14 protein-coding genes and 1 tRNA gene are annotated in these 14,907 nt (G+C 60.5%); 5 read left to right on the top strand and 10 right to left on the bottom strand.

The annotated features are described in order from the left end of the window. Positions 1–30: 30 nt before the first annotated feature. The 3 genes from HF949_RS16750 to kynU form a co-directional block, all read right to left on the bottom strand. The gene (locus HF949_RS16750; protein ID WP_292897114.1) at positions 31–3,150 is read right to left on the bottom strand and encodes an efflux RND transporter permease subunit; all 3,120 of its coding nucleotides are present in this window, start codon (positions 3,148–3,150) and stop codon (positions 31–33) included. Next, positions 3,147–4,319, bottom strand: a complete 1,173-nt coding sequence (locus HF949_RS16745; RefSeq protein WP_292897113.1) for an efflux RND transporter periplasmic adaptor subunit — start codon at positions 4,317–4,319, stop codon at positions 3,147–3,149. Before HF949_RS16745 ends, HF949_RS16750 begins: the two co-directional genes overlap by 4 nt. A gap of 194 nt (positions 4,320–4,513) precedes the next feature. Further along, complete coding sequence (kynU, locus tag HF949_RS16740) at positions 4,514–5,737, bottom strand: kynureninase (RefSeq protein WP_292900275.1); 1,224 nt, start codon at positions 5,735–5,737, stop codon at positions 4,514–4,516. A gap of 84 nt (positions 5,738–5,821) precedes the next feature. On the opposite strand from kynU, the gene HF949_RS16735 reads away from it, so the two are divergent. After that, positions 5,822–6,586 (top strand): GntR family transcriptional regulator, encoded by a 765-nt coding sequence (locus HF949_RS16735; protein ID WP_292897112.1) that lies wholly within the window; start codon positions 5,822–5,824, stop codon positions 6,584–6,586. Positions 6,587–6,696: 110 nt separating this feature from the next. Beyond that, positions 6,697–7,371: an amino acid ABC transporter permease gene (locus tag HF949_RS16730; RefSeq protein ID WP_223021455.1), complete on the top strand. Its 675-nt coding sequence runs from the start codon at positions 6,697–6,699 to the stop codon at positions 7,369–7,371. A gap of 176 nt (positions 7,372–7,547) precedes the next feature. Here the strand turns inward: HF949_RS16730 and HF949_RS16725 are convergent. Then, positions 7,548–7,622, bottom strand: a tRNA-Val gene (locus tag HF949_RS16725). A 117-nt stretch (positions 7,623–7,739) separates the two neighbouring features. Further along, positions 7,740–8,102, bottom strand: a complete 363-nt coding sequence (gene cpdR, locus HF949_RS16720) for a cell cycle two-component system response regulator CpdR (protein ID WP_007008549.1) — start codon at positions 8,100–8,102, stop codon at positions 7,740–7,742. A gap of 184 nt (positions 8,103–8,286) precedes the next feature. On the opposite strand from cpdR, the gene HF949_RS16715 reads away from it, so the two are divergent. After that, a complete protein-coding gene (locus tag HF949_RS16715; RefSeq protein ID WP_292897111.1) occupies positions 8,287–9,177 on the top strand; it encodes an N-formylglutamate amidohydrolase in 891 nt (296 codons plus the stop codon). 278 nt (positions 9,178–9,455) lie between these two features. Beyond that, positions 9,456–10,226: a histidinol-phosphatase gene (gene hisN / locus HF949_RS16710; RefSeq protein WP_292897110.1), complete on the top strand. Its 771-nt coding sequence runs from the start codon at positions 9,456–9,458 to the stop codon at positions 10,224–10,226. Positions 10,227–10,232: 6 nt separating this feature from the next. On the opposite strand, the gene HF949_RS16705 is transcribed toward hisN, so the two are convergent. Beyond that, on the bottom strand, positions 10,233–11,192 hold the full coding sequence (locus HF949_RS16705) for an alpha/beta fold hydrolase (RefSeq protein WP_292897109.1): 960 nt from the start codon (positions 11,190–11,192) through the stop codon (positions 10,233–10,235). 427 nt (positions 11,193–11,619) lie between these two features. Between HF949_RS16705 and HF949_RS16700 the strand changes: the two genes are divergently transcribed. After that, positions 11,620–12,078 carry an Hsp20 family protein gene (locus tag HF949_RS16700; RefSeq protein WP_292897108.1) on the top strand — a complete coding sequence of 153 codons (459 nt, stop codon included), beginning with the start codon at positions 11,620–11,622 and terminating at the stop codon, positions 12,076–12,078. Positions 12,079–12,134: 56 nt separating this feature from the next. On the opposite strand, the gene HF949_RS16695 is transcribed toward HF949_RS16700, so the two are convergent. The 4 genes from HF949_RS16695 to HF949_RS16680 are packed head-to-tail and all read right to left on the bottom strand — an operon-like array spanning position 12,135 to position 14,779. Continuing rightward, entirely contained in the window at positions 12,135–12,704 is a 570-nt protein-coding gene (locus HF949_RS16695; protein ID WP_292897106.1) for a DoxX family protein, read from the bottom strand. A 5-nt stretch (positions 12,705–12,709) separates the two neighbouring features. Then, a complete protein-coding gene (locus HF949_RS16690; protein ID WP_292897105.1) occupies positions 12,710–13,525 on the bottom strand; it encodes an HvfC/BufC N-terminal domain-containing protein in 816 nt (271 codons plus the stop codon). Further along, complete coding sequence (gene bufB, locus HF949_RS16685) at positions 13,509–14,429, bottom strand: MNIO family bufferin maturase (RefSeq protein WP_292897103.1); 921 nt, start codon at positions 14,427–14,429, stop codon at positions 13,509–13,511. Before bufB ends, HF949_RS16690 begins: the two co-directional genes overlap by 17 nt. Before the next feature lie 44 nt (positions 14,430–14,473). Next, positions 14,474–14,779 (bottom strand): BufA1 family periplasmic bufferin-type metallophore, encoded by a 306-nt coding sequence (locus HF949_RS16680; RefSeq protein WP_229448410.1) that lies wholly within the window; start codon positions 14,777–14,779, stop codon positions 14,474–14,476. Positions 14,780–14,907 lie beyond the last annotated feature (128 nt).

Here is a 14,907-nt window from a genome sequence, read left to right as displayed (position 1 = left end):
TGCGATTGTCACCCGCTTCAGGTCCAGTGTTCAGGACAGCTTGCTACCAATCCGCGATGCGTGGTGAAGCTCACGCTCGAGCCTCTCTTCTTCTTCCACCTTCGGGGTGATGAAACGCCCAAGCAACAGATAAGCCACCGGGGTAAGGAAAAGGGTGGACAACGTGGAAAGGCCGAGGCCGCCCACGATAACCCAGCCAAGCGCGACACGGGCTTCTGCGCCCGCGCCGCTGGCAAGGACCAGCGGAACCCCGCCGACAATGGTGCAGATCATTGTCATTGCGACCGGACGCAGACGGATCAGCGATGCCTCTTCAATTGCTTCCCGGACACCCATCCCCCGATCACGGAGCTGGTTGGCAAACTCGACGATGAGAATGCCGTTCTTGGCCATGATACCCACCAGAAGGACGAGACCGATCTGGCTGTAGACATTGAGGCTGGTGCCTGTCAGCAGCATGGCGAACACAGCGCAGGCGAGCCCGAGTGGTACCGTTGCCATGATGATGACCGCGCTGATGAAGCTTTCGAACTGGGCGGCCAGCACAAGAAGGATGATAACCAGCGCAAAACCGAAGATGATCAGCATCGAATTGGCGGTCTCGCCGAGCGCGGCCGCTTCGCCGAGCGGCACCAGCCGCATGCCGGGTTCGAGGAAAGGTGCGGCGATTGCCTGCGCCCGCTGATAGGCTTCGCCAAGGGCCACATCGGGCCCTAGTGCTGCGTTTACGCCGACCGAGCGCAGTTGATCCTCGCGCGACAGGGATGGCGGGACGGCCTGCTCCTTGAGCGTTGCGATGACAGACAAGGGCACGAAACGGCCGTCGCCGGCCTTGATGTAGATGTTTTCCAGATCGGTCGGATCATTCACTGGATTGGTGGTCGAGACCAGTTTCACGTCCACGCTGCGGTCGTCGATGAAGACCGAGCCGATCTTGCGGCCATCGAGCATCGCCTGGATGGTGTTGCCAAGACCGTCAATATCGATCCCAAGATCGAACGCGCGGTCGCGATCGATGGCGATCGAAAGCTGGGGTTGTGTCGTGTCATCGGAGAGCCGGGCCTGGCGGAAACTCGGATCCTCGTCCATGGCTGCGACGATCTTCTCCGCGGCTTCCGTCAGCCTGGCGTAATTGTTGCCGGCAATCGCGAAACTCAGCCCGTTTCCTGCGCCGCGGATGCCAAGGCTGTTGGGCTGGAAGACAAAAGCGCGGACACCCGGCTCATTGCGCACACGGGCAGAGATGTCGGCAACGATCTCCTGCTGGCTGCGCTCGCGATTTTCCCAGTCGGCCAGCCGCAATACGAGAAAGCCGCTGTTGGAGGAGCCACGCCCGGCGATGGAAAAGGTGCTGACCACTTCGCCGCTGTCGCGCAGGGGCTCTATCAGCGCTTCGATCCGGCGCATCCGTTCGGCGAAGTAATCGAGGCTCACGCCCTGCGGTGCCGAAACGCGCATGAAGGCGATCGAGCGATCCTCGCTTGGCGTGATCTCGGATTTGATGAAACCGAAGGCACCATAGGAAGCGGCAGCGAAAAGAACCGAAATCACCACCACCACTGCCGGTGCGTTGAGGCAGGCATACAGGCAGCGCCGATAGAGGGTGGAAAGGGCCCGACCGGTACTTGAACCACCGCCTTGCTCCGCTTCCCCTTCGGGGTGGGAGGCCAGCATGCGGGAGGCGAGCATAGGACATAGCGACAGCGCCACGATGGAGGAAAGGAACACAGCCATCGCGAGAACAAAGCCGAATTCCTTGAAAAGTCCGCCTGCCTGCCCGGGCAGGAAGGAAATGGGAACGAAGACCGCGATGAGCGTGGCCGTTGTTGCCAGAACCGCGAAGAAGACCTCCTGCGTGCCGAGCACGGCGGCAGCGCGCGCGCCCATGCCTTCATTGCGCCGGCGCACGATATTCTCCAGAACCACGATGGCATCATCCACCACAAGACCTGTCGCCAGAACCAGAGCGAGAAGGGTCAGGATGTTGATTGAAAAGCCGGTCAGGTAAATGGTCGCCAGTGTGCCGATCAGCGCCACCGGGATGGCGAGCCCCGGTATGATCGTCGCGCGAACGTCGCGCAGAAAGATGAAGATGACCAGAAGCACCACCGTCACGGAGATCAACAGCGCGATCTCAACCTCGTGGATGGCACCGTTGATGAAGGTCGCATCGTCGCTGGTTACCTCGATGTCGACCCCTTCGGGCAGGATTGCGCGCACTTCTTCCACCGCCTTGCGGACGCCGGTGGAGATCTCGAGCGTGTTCGATTGGGCCTGGCGGACGATGCCCAGCCCGATGCCGGTGCGACCGTTGGCGCGCAACTGGCTTTCCCCCAGATCGCCTCCAAGGGTGACGGTCGCCACCTCTCCCAGACGGACATTGTCCTTCAGATAGATCGCCTCGAACTCCTGCGGCGTAGAGATGGCAGCTGTGGCGCGCACCGTCAGGTCCTGCGTCGTGTTACTCAGGGAGCCTGCCGGAGTGTCGAATGCGACGGTTGCAAGCGCCTTTGAAACATCGGCCACCGTAAGCCCCATGCTGGAGAGCTTCGTCTGGTCGATGTCGATACGGAAGATTTCCGTCCGGTCGCCATAGACCTGAACATCGGCGACCCCGGGCACCGCCGAAAACGCATCGACGACTTCATCCTCCACGAGGGTGGTGAGTTGTTGTACCGGCATGCTTGCGGAGGTCAGCGCAATCCGCATGACCGCCTGGGCGTCATTGTCGGATTTGATGATGCGCGGCGCGTCAGCATCGTCGGGAAGACTGTTCTGGATGCGGCTCACCGCATCGCGCAGATCGGAAGCGGCCGTGTCCAGGTTGACGTTGTCGCTGAACTCCACCGTCACCCGGCTGCGGCCATAGGAGGAATCGGAAGATATCGCCACCACGCCGGAAACACGTGCCGCAGCGCCTTCGATCATGGCCGTCACTTCGCGGTCCATCGTTTCGGCGGCGGCGCCGGAGAAATCAGTGGAGACGGTGATGACCGGCCGATCGACGTCGGGCAGTTCACGAACCTCGATGCCGAAGAGGGCTGCAAGACCCGCCACGGCAATCAGCGTATTGAACACAAAGGCAAGGACCGGACGCCGGACAAAAAGGGCGGTAATGCCGGTCTGGGCGTTCTGAAGCGTTTCCTTCACGACGCGGATCCTCCCGCATTAGCCTGTCTGGCGCCGACACTGGCCGGATTTCCGGCCGTTTCAACGGGAGAACCCTCGCGCACATTGTGAATGCCCTGGGTGACAACGAGGGCGTTCTCGCCAAACTCGGCGTCGACAAGCACACTGTCAGCATTGCGCTGCACGATGCGCACCGGCTTCTGGCGGGCCATGCCGTCTTCCACCGCCCACACGAACGGCCCGTCAGAGCTCCACTGAATGGCGAGTGGGTCGATGGCCGGATAGGTTTCGCCCGGAAAACGCATGGAGATGGTGAAGGCCATGCCGGCACGCAGCCGGTCGTCGGGGTTGTCGATGCGTCCCTCGATGCGCAGCGTGCGACTTTCCGGGTCGATCCGATTGTCGATCGCGCTTATCTCGCCTTCATGAACCGAGGATGCGCGGGCGACCGAAATGGCTGTCAGTGGCGACCCGATATCGACCAGTCCCGCGTAGCGCTCGGGGATCCAGAAATCCACCAGGATCTGCGACCGGTCGTCTATGCTGGCGATTTCCGTGCTGCTTGTCACATAGCTGCCTGCGGATATCGGGAGAATGCCCACCGTGCCGTCGATGGGCGCAGTGATGGAACGGCGTTCGAGTGCGAGCTCCGCTTCACGCTTGGCCAGCTCCGCATTGCGCAGCGCAAGCTCGGCTTCGTTCTGCTGCACCACGCTCACCGTGTTGGATGTGCGTAGCGCCTTGATGCGTTCGAGCGTCGCCTGGGCGTCGTCCAGTGCGATGACGGCGCGGTCGAGTGCGATTTCCTCGGCATCTGAATCGAGTTTGGCGATCAGGTCGCCGGCCTTCACCTCCGCCCCCGAAGAGACCGCGATCTCGACCAGCGTGCCTGCCGTCAGCGGGTTGACGACGACCGAGCGGCGCGCCCGACCCGTACCGATCGCGGTGAGCCTGTCGTTGATCGTTGCGTGGGTGATCGGTGCAGTCACCACCGGTCCCGGCGCGCCGCCTCCGCCACGTCCTCCTCGTTGCGGGCCGCGCTCCGCGCTTGTCTGCGGGGAGCCCGCGTCAGGTGAGACAAGCCCCGTGCGGGCCAGAACATCCTGTGCGCCGGGGTAGTACAGAAACCAGACGAATGCTGCGACGATAAGAATGATGAGGCAGGCAACTGCCTGTTTCCAGAAAGACATGCACGCTCCGGCAATTCGGTTTTGGCAATGGAGGCGGCACTGATCAGCCGGTATACCGGTCGCTTCGAGCCACGCTCTTTATGCCAGCTTCCGGGCGGCTTTTCATCTGTTCTAGTATTAAATTATCGTAAGGCTACGGGAAGCAGGCGGTGTTGCTTCCCGGGTCGAGGTCGAAACGGAGTGGCTGGAGGCCGTCAGGTTACCTTGGCGCGGCTGCGATATTCTTCACGGTCCCACAGCCTTTCATGCATCACGCGTTCAAGGGTTTCTGCTGCGGCCAGAATGTCGGTGTGCCGCAGATAGAGCGGCGTCATGCCGAAGCGCAGAATATCGGGAGCCCGAAAGTCGCCGATAACGCCATTGGCGATCAGCGCCTGCATGATCGCATAGCCTTCAGGGTGTCTGAAAGACACCTGGCTGCCGCGCATGGCGCGTTCGCGCGGGGTCACCAGTTCCAGTTCAGGGCAGCGGCGTTCGACCTCGAAAATAAACCGGTCGCACAGTTCCTGCGATTTCTGGCGTACCAGTGTCATGTCGACACCTTCGAACGCATCGAGTGCAATGTTGAGCGCGGAGAGGGAGAGGATCGGCGGCGTGCCCACCTTCATGCGGTCAATTCCCTCAGCCGGCGTATAATCCGTTGTGAAGGCAAACGGGGCGTTATGCCCCATCCATCCCGACAGTGCCGGGGTGACGCTCGTCAGATGCCGTTCCGCGACATAAAGAAAGGCGGGTGCGCCGGGGCCCCCATTCAGATATTTATAGCCGCAGCCAACAGCAAAATCTGCCCCTGCGGCATCAAGATGAACCGGGAAGGCGCCGGCGCTGTGGCACAGATCCCAGATCGCCATCGCGCCCTTTTCATGAATGTGCCGGGTCATGGCCGCCATGTCGTAGCGCTCGCCGGTTCGATAGTCGACTTCCGTCAGAAGCACCGCAGCAACGCTTTCGTCCAGCGTGTCAATCATCGTCTCTGCCGTGGCGAGCTTCAACTCGTAGCCCTGCCTGAGTAGACGCGTGAGGCCATCGGCAACGTAGAGATCGGTGGGAAAATTGTTTCTGTCGGAGAGAATGACGCGCCGGGAGGGGCGCAGGGAGAGGGCGGCAGAAAGCACCTTGAAGACGTTGATCGATGTGGAATCGCCAACTGCAACGCAGTTTGCGCTTGTACCGACTAGGGAGGCAATCTTCCCTGCCACCCGAGAAGGGAGGTCGATCCAGCCTGCGTCGTTCCAACCGCGAACCAGACGTTCGCCCCACTGATGTTCGATAACCTCGCTCATGCGATGACCGAGACCGGCCGGCAAAACGCCAAGGCTGTTGCCGTCGAGATAGATGACGCCGTCTGGAACAGTGAATCGGGTGCGATGGTTTTTCAACGGGTCCCTGCGGTCGCTCTCCCGGGCACTTGCCATCATCTGATTATCCTGATTTTGTTCGGCTGTGCTCATTTGATCAAAATCCTGTTGGCCCGGCAGATTATATATAATATGATTGATTATATGAAATCTGAGGCCGAGACAATGCCGAAGCGTGACCTGCAGGAGCCTGAAGACGCGCTTGCCGCCCTCAAGCGGGACATTGTGGATGGAGTCCTGGCGCCTGGGGAACCGTTGCGCCTGATGGCGCTGTCGAAGCGCTACGGGATCGGATACACGCCCCTGCGGGAAGCGCTACCACGTCTTGAAGAGGCCGGTCTTGCTGTTCTCAGCCCCAATCGCGGTTATCGTGTTGCGTCCGTTTCCGTCGCGGAGCTGGAGGATCTTGAGCAGGCGCGCGCGGTGGTGGAGACAGCACTTCTCAAGGACTCCATAGCCCATGGCGATCTGGATTGGGAAAGCGCCATCGTGGCGTGCCATCACCAGTTGTCGCGCGCTTCGGCCGCCCTTTGCCGCGAGCGCTCCAGGACATTCGCGGCATGGATGGATGCGCATGACGCGTTTCATCGAGCACTTCTCTCGGCTGCCAGGTCGGGCTGGTTAAAATCCTTTCAGCGGCAGATTTCCGAGCAGCTGAGGCGGCATCATCAGGCACTTCTGTTTCTGCCGGAAGATGACGAGGGGAATTCTTATGAACATGACGGGGCGACCCAGGCGTTGCTGGAGGAGGCGCTGTCCATTTCCAATCACACCCGGTTGATGGAGGCCGTGCTTGCACGTGATGCGGAGCACGCGGCTGGCCTGCTGCGTGAGCACGTCCAGTTCACGCTGGCGGTCTATCAATCGGCAGCGGAACAATCTGCGGGGGATGCTCCGGCCCGCGCGTGAAGACAGTTGAGGATACGAACCGGGGAAGGGTTGCCCGACCCATCCCCGGTCTATCAGGATCAATCGGCCGCCCGTGGGAATGCGGGGTGAGCTGCGGGAGGATTAAAAGAATGCCGGGTTTCGTCGATACGTTTCTGAATGCCGAGGTTTTTTTCCGAATCTTTCCGATGCTCCTGAAGGGAGTTGGAAATACGATCCTTCTCGCCCTGACAACGATCACGCTTGGGGGGCTTGCGGGGGTTCTCATCTGCCTGGCGAGACTTTATGGGCCGCGTCCATTGCGTCTCCTTGCCGTGTTGCACGTGGATGTGTTTCGTGCGCTGCCGATCCTCGTTGTCCTCGTGCTAATCTATTATGCGTTGCCTTTTGTCGGCATCCGCCTCAACGCCTTCACGTCCGCGACGCTGGCGCTCGGACTGGTCTTTTCTGCGTTCACGGCCGAGGTTTTCCGCGCTGGCATACAGTCGATTCCCGAGGGACAGACCGAGGCTGCCAAGGCTCTTGGCATGCCGTTCTGGGCAATCATCTACAAAATCATCCTGCCGCAGGCGTTTCGCGTGGCGATTCCGCCGCATACGAGCAATTCGGTCGCAATCGCCAAGGACACATCGCTGGCTTCCGTTGTTGCCATGCCTGATCTTCTCAAACAGGCAACCGATGCCCAGGCGCTGACGGCCAACCCCACACCGCTGATCGCCGCCGCGGTTATGTACCTGATTGTGCTTTGGCCAGCGGTGCGTCTCGTGTCGTATCTGGAAGAGCGTTTTCGGACTGTGAAGCGCTGAACCGGCCTCACCACGGTGTCCTCCCGCTTCTTGCCGCGCCTGCCGGGGGGGGGGACGGGGCGGGACCAGTGCGGCCAAAGGCAGGACGCAAAACACCGCCCGCCACCGGCCCTGCGGTCTTACGCTAGAGGTGCGGTACACGGAAAACAAGCTGTTGATTTCAATGAGGAAGTGGATGGTGGGCGTGACTGGGATTGAACCAGTGACCCCTACGATGTCAACGTAGTGCTCTCCCGCTGAGCTACACGCCCATCCGACGCCGCGCATAGATCATAAAATTGCGGCAGGCGTCAATAGGTAGTTTGGGGATTTTACGGCAAATCCGACACCCGTCCCGGATGCCGCGCCTCCCCATAACAAAACGGCTCTCAGGCCGCCTGCAAAAGCTTCTCCACCTCGTTCACGAGATCGCGCAGGTGGAAGGGTTTGGACAGGACTTTTGCATCCTGCGGAGCGTTCGAATCCGGGTTCAGCGCGACAGCGGCAAAACCCGTGATGAACATCACCTTGAGGTCAGGGTCTATTTCCGTCGCGCGCCTTGCCAGCTCGATGCCGTCCATCTCCGGCATCACGATGTCCGTCAAAAGGAGAGAAAAGGGCTCTTCGCGCAACCTGTCATAGGCGCCGGCGCCATTGTCGAAGTCTACGACTTCGTAGCCCGCCCGTTCGAGCGCCTTCACGAGAAAGCGCCGCATATCGTTATCGTCTTCCGCCAGGAGAATCCGTGCCATTGTGCCGTCCGAATCGTGCGAGAGCGGTCGTCCCGCCAACCGCTTATGTGTTACCAGCTATATGATTCTCGCATGGTAAATATCAAGTGAATCCTTATGGGCCAGTCTGTGGAGCGGCTGGACAGGCGGGGGCGCCGGTGGCAGGCTTCGGAAGAATACAGCGTTGCGGAGGCGCAAAACACGGATGAATGCTGCAGCGGATTTCGGCACGGTGCCCGCGTTTGAGGTGCATGCTCCAGCGTCGCAAGAGGTGCCCTTCGTTTTCAATTCGCCACACAGTGGGCGCCATTATCCGCAACGTTTTCTCGAGATGAGCAAGCTCGATGCCAGGGTGATCCGGCGGTCGGAAGACTGTTATGTTGATGAACTGTTTTCCGGCGTCGTCGCCTGTGGCGCCCCTTTCCTCAAAGCCAATTTCCCACGTGCGTATCTCGATGTGAATCGTGAGCCCTGGGAGCTCGATCCGCGCATGTTTTGCGAGCCGGTGCCGCCCTACGCCAATATCCGTTCGCCACGAGTGGCGGGCGGGCTTGGTACAGTGCCCAAGCTGGTGGGAGAGGGCCTCGACATATATCAGGGGCGGTTGCCGCTGGCTGAGGCGGTTTCACGGATAGAATCGATCTACCAGCCTTATCATGAATGCCTCAAACGCCTTCTCATCGACACGCATTGCGCGTTCGGACATGGGATTCTCATCGATTGCCATTCCATGCCGGCGGGCGTGCGTACCGGCGACGGTGGACTGAGGCCTGATTTCATCATCGGAGATCGCTTCGGGGTGTCTGCGGCACCGGTCCTTACGGAATGGGTGATCGGGTTGTTGACGGCGCGCGGCTACTGCGTGGTGCACAACAAACCCTATGCGGGCGGCTTCATCACAGAGCATTACGGGCGTCCCGCACAGGGTCTTCACGCCCTGCAGATCGAGATCAATCGAAGCCTCTATATGGATGAGCGCACGCTGGAAAAGACGGCTGGCTTTCACGCACTTATGGAGGATTTATCAGATTTCGCCCGTGAGCTGATGCTGACCGCCGGCCGGCACTTCAGCACTTTTCCCCTGGCTGCCGAATGATCCGCAATTTTGCGGCAGTGCAGCATATGCCGGTGTCGATTTCCGGAAGCAGATGCAAAAAAAAAGACCGCATCGCATTGGCGACGCGGCCTAAAGTCTAGGGAGGAAACGCCCAAAAAGGGCATTCGGCAGATAAACTGCCTGATTGGAAGTTTATGTTGCATTGCAGCATTGTCAAGCGTTAACCGTACGTGAACCGTTGCAAACGGCCGCATTCACAGCGAAGATCGGCCTCCGGCCATTCGCCCGCCAGAAAATCCAGTATCCAGGAGTTTTCCATGACCGTGTCGCCGGCCCTGATGCGCCGCATTGCCCAAGCTGCCGCAGAACAAACCCTGCCGCGGTTCCGCCAGCCGGTGCTGATCGACAACAAGGTGGATGGCGGCTTCGATCCGGTTACGGAGGCTGATCGCGAGGCCGAGAAAGCGATTCGCGCGCTGATCTGCGAGGCCTACCCCGATCATGGCATACTGGGCGAGGAGTTTGGCCTTGAGCGCGAGGCGAGCGATCACCGCTGGATCATCGATCCGATTGACGGCACACGTGCCTTCATCTCGGGCCTGCCGCTGTGGGGGACACTGGTGGGGCTCACCGTATCAGGCCGTGCGGTCGCGGGCATGATGTCCCAGCCGTTCACGGGTGAGCTGTTCTATGCGGTCGGTGAGGGCAGCCACTATGAGGGCCCCGGCGGTGCGCGCAGACTGAAGACCCGCGACACGTCCGAGCTTTCCGATGCCACGCTGTGCACCACCACGCCTGCGCTCTTCGATGCCCTGCGTCGCCCGGCTTACGACAGGGTGGAAGAGGCGGTCTGCCTCCCCCGCTATGGGACGGACTGCTATGCCTATGCCATGCTGGCGGCCGGGCAGGTCGATCTCGTCATCGAGTCTGGACTGCAGCCTTACGACATCGTCGCGCTGGTTCCGATCATCGAGCAGGCGGGKGGGGKAATCACGAGCTGGGCTGGCGGCAGACCTGAAAGCGGTGGCGATATCATTGCTGCGGCGACCCGCGAGCTCCACGAAAAAGCGATGGCGCTGCTGCGCTGATCCTGTTCAGTAGTCGATGTCGCCCGTGCCTTCCAGGAAAGCAAAGAAAGCTGCAAGCGCCTGTTCGCGATAGCGATCGGCTTCCTGAAGCAATTCGTGCCGCGCTCCGTCGATCGTCAACAGGGAACCGCTGCGCAGATGGCGTACATAGGCCTCAATCGCCCTGTTGGAAACGACCCGGTCGCCCCCTGCTGCCAGTGTCAGCGAGGGGATGTGCAGCCGTGCCATGAACTCCGGCTCCGTTACCTGTTCCACGGCGCGGAACATCGCCCGCGTCCAGGCCACTGTCGGGCCATTGATGGCAAGCCCAGGCCAGGCTGTCACAGTCGCGCGGTTGCGGTTGAAACGCGCCGGGTCGGAACTTAACGCTGCCGGTGAAAAATCCGGGGTCTTGAGCCGGTTTCGACGGCCCGGCATGTACATTTTTCCAAGCCCGATCGCATAGAGAAACCGGGCGAGGCGCCTGACCCAAACCGTTGTTGACGGTGATGCCGCAAGGCCGAGCAAGGGCGCACAGAGCACCATGCGGCGCACGCGGTTGGTAAGGCTGGGGGAGGCGAGAAGGGCAACCAGCACACCGGTCGAGTGCGCGAGGATGTAATAGGGGCCCCGGCAGTCGGGCAGAACAACCTGCTCAAACAGCGCGTCCAGGTCGCGGACATAGTCGTCAAAGCTCTCCACATAGCCGCGATTGGCATTCGCCAGAAGCCTTTCGGAGCCACCCTGCCCACGCCAGTCGAGGATTGCCGTCCCATAGCCGCGCTGCGCGAGATCGTCGGCCGTCTCGAAGTATTTCTCGATGTATTCGTTGCGACCGGGAAGCACCACCACAGTGCCGTGTTTCGCCTCGCCCCGGCCCGGAACGCGTGCGTACCGGATTGAGATCCCGTCGCTTGTCCGCAACAGACCTGCCCTGATCCCCTCTGGTGCGGGATTTTCCGGAACCACGATAAGCAGGTCATCCATGCAGAAACATTGGCCTCAAGAGCGGAGATGAGGGTCGTCAGAAGATGATATTCCTATGGATTGATAGAGCCCGGTCGCCTGAAACGCAAGAAACGGAAAGGTTTGGGGAAACGAATGCCGGAAGCGACGTCATGCCGCTTCCGGCGTTCCGCACCGGTGGAAGGGACGTTACATCCGGTGCTTGCCTGATGGCAGCGCAAGGCCATCCATCAGGTTCGCCAACCCTACCGTGATCAAGCTGAACGATTCCCGAGTGGGCTGTTCATCGGCTGTTCATGTGCGAGGCGCGCGCTCTTGAACCGTATTTTTGATGTCCCCATATAATTTCTGCGGCCGCCAGGACGGGGCCGCTGGCCACTCAGAAACGCCCATAAGCGGGTTTCGGAAAACGGCCATAACGCAATGTTGCTCAACAGGAGAACAAACGATGCGTCACGTTGATTTTTCGCCTCTCTATCGTTCCACCGTCGGGTTCGACCGGCTTTTCTCGATGCTCGATACGCTCGGGCAGCCGGATAACGGCCAGACCTATCCGCCCTACAATATCGAGCGCACGGGTGAGGACGCCTACCGCATCTCGATGGCGGTCGCCGGGTTCGGCGAGGAGGACATTTCCATCGAGGCTCACCGCAATGTGCTCACCGTCAAGGGCGAGAAGAGCACGGAACAGAAGGATGAGGGTGAGCTGCTTTATCGCGGCATTGCCTCGCGCAGCTTCGAGCGCCGCTTCCAGCTTGCCGACCATGTCGAGGTGGCGGGCGCCAGTCTGGAGAACGGCCTGCTTCACATCGAGCTCACGCGCAACATCCCCGAGGAGATGAAGCCGCGCCGCATCCCCATTGCTTCGGTGAAGGATGCGAAGGAGATCGAGGCCAAGGCCCACTAAGGCGAATAAGTGCCTTAAAGACCTGACGGCGGCGCCCTTGTGGCGCCGCTTCTGGTTCAGGTGTTTGGAATCGCGCGGCGGCGCGAAAGAAGGGCGTCGAGTGAGATCAGCCCCGCACCTTTGACCACCAGATAGAGAAGCAGGAAAACCCAGAGCGTGCGCTGGTCCCAGATCAGCCCGTCCGAAAAGCGATCGAACCAGGCGCCTGCCGTCTGGGAGCCGACCTTGTGAACGGCGATGTCGACATAGGACTGCACGAGCACGAAACCGATCATGCCGAGCGCTGCGATGCGGGTGAACAATCCGAACACGATCAGCAATGGCAACACGAACTCAGAATATGTCCCCAGCCAGACAATCATCCCCCATGGGATGAACGATACGGCGGAGACGTTGCCGCCCGCCGCTTCCACTGCCGGCAGCGCGATCTGGTAATAGGCGCCGTCAGCGACGTGAAAGAATCCGAAAAAGCCGTCTCCGACTTTCGTACGTGCCGAGTTCAGGAAGTAGAAATAGAGAACGGCGAAGAAGGAGAAGCGGGCTGTAAGGCCCAGGAACCATCCGTCAAGCAAGCGCTCCACGGTCGAGAATACACGCGCATGCAGCGCCTCGATTGTCTGAAACACGGGCCTTAATCCTTTTCGTCAATATCACTGCTTGAACGGCAACCTGCAAAAGCGCCGCTTTCAATGGTCAAGGCAATTGCAGCCTGAAGGTCGAATTCCGGCACCGCCGCAAGCGAGAGGCCCGCGGCCTGCTGCAGTGGGGCTCCACGGCTGAGTGCCTCAATAAAAAGAAACTGACCGTGGTCGATTTTGCGCACCTGCACCGTGAGAGCCGGTCGCGTCACAAGGACTGCCTGTGCGACACCGGCATTGATGCGTTCGGGCATCGGCCCTTCCCGATGGGCGGTAAAGATCGTGTGGATCGCGTAGGCGGACGAAATGAACTTTGCAGCAGGATGTGGCGTGAAGACTGCTGTTGCCAGAGCCTCCGGCGGTAGCGCACTCAGATCATCTGCGGCAAGCGGTGCATGGTCGGTCGCATGATAGGCGTCCAGCCAGGCACGTTCGAGCCGGGCGACGTCAGGCAGGTATTTCAGATGGCTGATCGGGGCGCAGCCGGCGAGGAAACGAGCAAAATCTTGACCATACTCAAAGACGAGCCGCGAGCGCGGCGGGTGTGCCCGCACGAAGTCTCGCGCGATCATGCGAAAGTTGTCCTCCCCGAGGATCTGCGCCACCGTGGGGAAGATCTCGGTCAGAGCCGTGACGAGGCTGTGCGTGACATTGTTGCGGTAGACGTTGAAGCGCTTGTTTGCGGACTTGCCGCGCGGGCCGGTCAAACCCTCGGGCGTGGCGCGTTCGGGGTCGAGCAGCACGGAACCAAACGCGCCGTCATATCCTGCAGGATTGCCTTCGGCGGGCATGTCAGGAGTGTAGCGCATGGCGTTTCACGCTCTGCTGGCGTCCGCGATGGCGGTCGAGAATGCGCTCGGCAGCAATGGCTTCCGAGCGCAGGATCGGCCAGTCGGGCACATCAGAATCCCACTCGACAAGTGTATCGACCGGTCCACATTGTTCGATCACCATCTCGTAAAGGCTCCAAACGGGATCGGCGACCGGTCGGTCATGGCTGTCGATCAGAAGCGGCGCGCCCTCGTCATCTTCCTGCTCGTCATGGCCGGCGAGATGAATTTCGCCGACATGTGCGAGTGGAAAGTCGGCCAGATATTCGGTGGCGCTGAAACCGTGATTGGTTGCGGAAACGAAGACGTTGTTGATGTCGAGCAACAGACCGCAGCCCGTACGTTTGACGATTTCACGCAGGAAATCGGTCTCGTTCCAGCTGGATTCGGAGAAGAGGACATAGGTCGACGGGTTTTCAAGCAGCAACGGTCTGCCGATGGCTTCCTGTACCTGGTTGATATGCTCGCACACACGCGCCAGCGTCTCGTCAGTATAGGGAAGGGGCAGGAGGTCGTTGAAAAATACATCGTCATGGGTCGACCATGCGAGATGTTCGGACACCTTGAAGGGCTCATAGCGTTCGACGAGCCTGGCGAAGCGGGACAGATGATCAGGATCGAGCGGGTCCAGACCGCCGATGGACATGCAGACACCGTGCAGGGAGACGGGCAGCACGTTGCGGATTTCAGTCAGTGCGGCGTGAGGCGGTCCGCCCGCGCCCATATAGTTTTCTGCATGGACTTCGACAAAGCCCACGGAAGTGGGCTCTGCGGAGATTTCCTCAAAATGCTGTGGTTTGAAGCTGGCTCCGGCTCTGCCGGCGGGGTCGAGTGCCGGGAAGCGACTGTCGTTTGCGGATGGAAGTTTGACTTCGCGTAGCATCGGGCGCCTCCCGGCATTTCTGGTTCAGGATGCTGTCAGGCCGATCAGGACGGCAGATCGCGATCGAGCGGCTCAAGCGAACCCATGCGGTCGCCGGGAAGCTCCATCGTGGTGCAGGTTCCGGAATCTACATAAGTCCAGGCGTTGCCCTGATAGTCGACCTTCGATGTGCCGGCGCAGGTGGTGCCGGGGCCGGCTGCGCAGTCATTCTTGCCTGCCATGGAAACGCCGTAGCATTTCTCTTTTTCCTGAGCCTGTGCAGCCGTGGTCGTGGCAAGGGTGCCTGCAGACAGGGCGGCTGCGACTGTTCCGGCGATATAGGCAGCGGTGAGTGCGGTTTTCGTGGACATGAAACGTTCTCCTCTCGAGGTCGTGACGAAGCCGGAATTCGGCTCCGGCAGGACCCGTTCTTCCAGAGGGAACGTTCACTTGGAAATCAAGCGCGCGCGATCCACCATCACATGGGCGTGAAAGCGTG

The organism is Nitratireductor sp. (genome assembly GCF_017794765.1).
Taxonomy (GTDB): Bacteria; Pseudomonadota; Alphaproteobacteria; order Rhizobiales; family Rhizobiaceae; genus Nitratireductor.
This window is presented reverse-complemented; position numbering and strand designations above follow the sequence as displayed.

Bases quoted from the DNA above. Each gene is read 5' to 3' on its own strand.
- HF949_RS16700 (WP_292897108.1), top strand. From the start codon at position 11,620: ATGCGTCACGTTGATTTTTCGCCTCTCTATCGTTCCACCGTCGGGTTC.
- bufB (WP_292897103.1), bottom strand. From the start codon at position 14,429: ATGCTACGCGAAGTCAAACTTCCATCCGCAAACGACAGTCGCTTCCCG.
- HF949_RS16730 (WP_223021455.1), top strand. From the start codon at position 6,697: ATGCCGGGTTTCGTCGATACGTTTCTGAATGCCGAGGTTTTTTTCCGA.
- HF949_RS16735 (WP_292897112.1), top strand. From the start codon at position 5,822: ATGAAATCTGAGGCCGAGACAATGCCGAAGCGTGACCTGCAGGAGCCT.
- HF949_RS16715 (WP_292897111.1), top strand. From the start codon at position 8,287: ATGAATGCTGCAGCGGATTTCGGCACGGTGCCCGCGTTTGAGGTGCAT.
- HF949_RS16690 (WP_292897105.1), bottom strand. From the start codon at position 13,525: ATGCGCTACACTCCTGACATGCCCGCCGAAGGCAATCCTGCAGGATAT.
- HF949_RS16705 (WP_292897109.1), bottom strand. From the start codon at position 11,192: ATGGATGACCTGCTTATCGTGGTTCCGGAAAATCCCGCACCAGAGGGG.
- HF949_RS16745 (WP_292897113.1), bottom strand. From the start codon at position 4,319: ATGTCTTTCTGGAAACAGGCAGTTGCCTGCCTCATCATTCTTATCGTC.
- kynU (WP_292900275.1), bottom strand. From the start codon at position 5,737: ATGATGGCAAGTGCCCGGGAGAGCGACCGCAGGGACCCGTTGAAAAAC.
- HF949_RS16680 (WP_229448410.1), bottom strand. From the start codon at position 14,779: ATGTCCACGAAAACCGCACTCACCGCTGCCTATATCGCCGGAACAGTC.
- cpdR (WP_007008549.1), bottom strand. From the start codon at position 8,102: ATGGCACGGATTCTCCTGGCGGAAGACGATAACGATATGCGGCGCTTT.